The sequence below is a fragment of the Cupriavidus sp. CP313 genome (assembly GCF_054072015.1).
In genome coordinates, this window is sequence record NZ_JBSVZB010000078.1 from 1 (window position 1) to 2152 (window position 2152).

At 58.4% G+C, this 2152-nt stretch carries 1 protein-coding gene and 1 pseudogene; both read right to left on the reverse strand.

Annotated features, from left to right (window positions below; all coding sequences use genetic code 11):
• Positions 1–1326: group II intron reverse transcriptase/maturase (gene ltrA / locus ACW4E8_RS40925; RefSeq protein ID WP_456809688.1), on the reverse strand; the 1326-nt coding region annotated here is incomplete at its 3' end.
• A 686-nt stretch (positions 1327–2012) separates the two neighbouring features.
• A pseudogene (locus tag ACW4E8_RS40930) lies at positions 2013–2152 on the reverse strand (IS3 family transposase); the annotation flags it as partial.

The window sequence follows — 2152 nt, forward strand, 5'->3', positions numbered from 1 at the left end:
TTTGGCCTGTCCCGGCTCCGGCGCCCGGATGTAGTCGCGCATTAGTGACTTGAACCCGCGCCGATATCTGCGCGCGAGCCAGTATCCGAGTTTCCAGAAGACTGTGCGGTCTAGTTTCCTGAACAGGGTGGCCGTGTAGTCAGTGTATTGATAGAAGGCGGCCCAGCCGACAAGCTGCCGGTTTAGGCTTTCCATCAGGTCCATCCGGTTCATGCCGTAGTTGCCTGACAGTTGCTTGACGAGCCTCCCGGCAAAGCCCCGATACTTCTCCCACGGAATGGTCGTTACTGGCCGCATGCGGCCACGTGGTCCACGCTTGCGGATGATGCGGTGACCGAGGAAGACGAAGCCGTCGTTCACATGCGTGATATGGGTCTTCTCCATATTCAGCGTGAGCTTTAGCTCGCCTTCGAGAAACCCACGGCATGCTTCACGTACTGTCTCAGCATGTTCACGCGTCCCCTTGACCACGATCACAAAGTCATCCGCGTACCGGCAGTAGGCGATAGCTGGTTTCCACTGCCGGTTTTCCCGCACAGCAATCGGACGCTGTTTGAGAATGGCGAAGTTCCACGCCCACCGATCCTTCCGCACCTTCTTGCTCAGGTAGTTCCTTTCCATCCACGCATCGAATTCATGCAGCATGATGTTGGATAACAGGGGTGAGATGACACCGCCCTGAGGAACACCTTCACTCGATGCACGAAACAGATCACGATCAACGCACCCCGCCTTGATGAACTTCCAGAGCAGAGCAAGGAAGCGCTGGTCGGCGATCCTCTTGCGGATTCCCTTCAGCAGCAAACGATGATGAACGGTGTCGAAGTAGCTGGCGAGGTCGCCCTCGATGACCCAGCGTCCGGCGACACTTTGTTCACCACCATCTTGCAACTGTAGCTTCACCGCGCGAATCGCGTGATGTACGCTACGGGCAGGTCTGAAGCCATACGAAGCCGGATGGAAATCACTCTCCCAGATCGGCTCCATCACCATCAGCATTGCCCGCTGCACAATCCGATCCCGCAGACTCGGAATGCCGAGCGGCCTGAGCTTGCCATTCGCTTTCGGTATGTACACGCGACGCGCCGGCAGCGGACGATACGAGCCCGCCAACAACTCTTCACGTATCGTCGCCAGTTCATGCTGGAGATTCGCTTCCAGCCTGTGTTTGTCGACCCCGTCCACGCCCGGCGTGCGAGCTCCGCTGGAGGCCAGCGTAATGCGAGCCGCTTCGCTCAGCCAATTTCTGTCGGCAATCAATCTCAGGAGTCGATCGAACTTGCGCTCTTTGTTCTCCGTTGACCATGTCGCCAGTTTGCTTTGCATTTCACTGATTATCAAAGGTCTTCACCTCACTGTGGTCAGTTAATCAACCCAGCAAACCACTTCAACTGCCTCCCTTCGCCATGTGACCGGCTTTCCCGGCCTCGGACTACTACGGAGGCTCCGCCAACCTGCACATCATCGGGGGCACACTCCCTTGGCATCTGTGCAAGCCTTCCCCAGTTCACATGCTGGACTCATCGCATAGGCGAGGTTGCCTGTCGCAGTCTTTCTCCTTGCTTGCCGCAAGTCGTCGCAAACACCCCGGTCTAGCTGCGCGCTCCCCGTGGTTCCATGCTGGCCAGCATACATATCCAGTCAGCACTCGTGCTGCCGGGTCATACGTGTAACCGGCAACAGTCCGCGTCCCGCCCATAAAGCGGTGTGGGCAGGGGTGACATTTCAACCCTCAGATGCGTTTCAACAGGTTCGTGTTCCTCAACCGTCCTATGCTCAGCCTAGAGGCTCATCTTGGCGTAACCGCTTCGCCGCAAGCCCCGTTTCCCACGGACTTCGTCACCTTGCCAGTGTCGGCAAGTCACCGCCGCTTCGGCTCACTTCCTCTCGCAGCAGAAGAAGGGCATGCCCCGGTACTACAACTGCAACGTCAACTTCTCCGGGTCCTGCATTCCAAACATGCTCAAGCAGCTTCACCCCCGTACGGGCGGGCTACGCTGGCTGGGCGTACCGTAGGTGAAGTCTGAAACCCAGAGCTGGTTCGGCCGCTCGGCTCTGAACTGACGGTTGACCAGGTCCGGCGGGCGCGCCGCTCTCGCATCTGGAGTCGTCGTGCGAACCCGCTTGCCGCGAATCACGCCGCGCAAACTCT